This is a genomic window from Xanthomonas sp. SHU 166 (genome assembly GCF_000364685.1).
Lineage (GTDB): Bacteria > Pseudomonadota > Gammaproteobacteria > Xanthomonadales > Xanthomonadaceae > Xanthomonas_A > Xanthomonas_A sontii.
In genome coordinates, this window is the sequence record NZ_AQOJ01000132.1 from 1 (window position 1) to 1,499 (window position 1,499).

The window sequence follows — 1,499 nt, forward strand, 5'->3', positions numbered from 1 at the left end:
GGCTCGCGCCAGGCGGGTGACCGCGGGCCGTTCGCGCCGATCGCCGCTGCCCGCCTTGGCGGCGCCGCGGCCGGTCACCGGGGCGGTGCGCCTACACCGCTTCCGTGACCGTGCGCTGGAGCGAACATGACACCCAGTAGAATCCCCTTTCTTTCGCCCGGTTTTCCGTCCATGGCGCCGAACAAGCCCCGTTCCGTCGATGCTCCCGCTTCCGCCCACGGCAAGGCCGCGACGATCAACGACATCGCGCGCCTGTCCGGTGTGTCGAAGAAGACCGTGTCGCGGATCATCAACAACTCGCCGCTGGTGCGCAAAGACACCCGCGAGAAGGTCGAGGCGCTGATGCGCGAGGTCGGCTACGCGCCGGACCCGCTGGCGCGCGGGCTGGCGTTCCGTCGCTCGTTCCTGATCGGCATGGTCTACGACAACCCCACCGCGCAGTACATCGTGGACATGCAGTACGGCGCGCTGGACGCGCTGCGCGGCTCCAGCTTCGAGCTGGTGGTGCATCCTTGCGACAGCCGCAGTCCCGGCTACATCGAGGGCGTGCGCCGCTTCGTGCAGCAGCAGAAGCTGCACGGGGTGATCCTGGTGCCGCGCGCCTCCGAGGACCAGGCGCTGGCGGACATGCTCGCCGGCATCGGCGTGCGCTACACCCGCATCGCCTCGCTGCCGCTGGACGACACCTCGCAGATGGTGGTCACCCACGACCGCGACGGCGCCGCCGAGGCCGCCGACTACCTGCTGTCGCTGGGCCACCGCGACATCGCCCTGATCACCGGCCCCAGCGCCTACCGCTCCGCGCACGAGCGCACCGCCGGCTTCATCGACGCGCTGACCCGGCGCGGCATCGAACTGCCGCCGGCGCGCATCGTCGAGGCCGGCTACACCTTCGAATCGGGTGTGGCCGCGGCGGAAAAGCTGTTGCTGGGCAAGCAGCGGCCCAGCGCGATCTTCACCGGCAACGACGAAATGGCCGCCGGCGTGTACAAGGTCGCGCTGCGCGCCAACATCAACATCCCGCGCCAGCTGTCGATCATCGGCTACGACGACAGCCCGCTGGCTTCGCGGCTGTGGCCCTCGCTGACCTCGGTGCGCCGGCATACCCGCGACACCGGCCGCACCGCCGCGGCCATGCTGATCCAGCCCGAGGGCACGCCCTCGCTGGCGGTGGCCAGCGTGCGCCCGCACCTGATCGTGCGCGACTCCTGCCAGCCGCCGGAAGACTGAGCGCGGCAGCGTAGCGGCGCGCCGCAGCACGCGGTGGCAGACGGAGGCTTGCGGCCTGCCAGGCGCTCGCGAAGACACGGCGAGATGCGTGGTTCTCGCCCCGGCAGTTCGCCTGGCTCCGCCGCATGCGCATCCGCCGCTGCGGGAGCGGCGGATGCGACCTGCAATGCGGGTGTCAGGCGCTTTGTGGGGAGTTGACGGTCGTGCAGACGCGACAAGCGAAGCCGAAAGCCGCCTGACACCCTCCGTCGTCGGGACTGAAGTCCCTC

1 protein-coding gene is annotated in these 1,499 nt (G+C 70.7%); it reads left to right on the forward strand.

Features of this window, described 5'->3' with window-relative positions; translation table 11 throughout:
• Positions 1-171 precede the first annotated feature (171 nt).
• On the forward strand, positions 172-1,230 hold the full coding sequence (locus D180_RS05190) for a LacI family DNA-binding transcriptional regulator (RefSeq protein ID WP_017907811.1): 1,059 nt from the start codon (positions 172-174) through the stop codon (positions 1,228-1,230).
• Positions 1,231-1,499 lie beyond the last annotated feature (269 nt).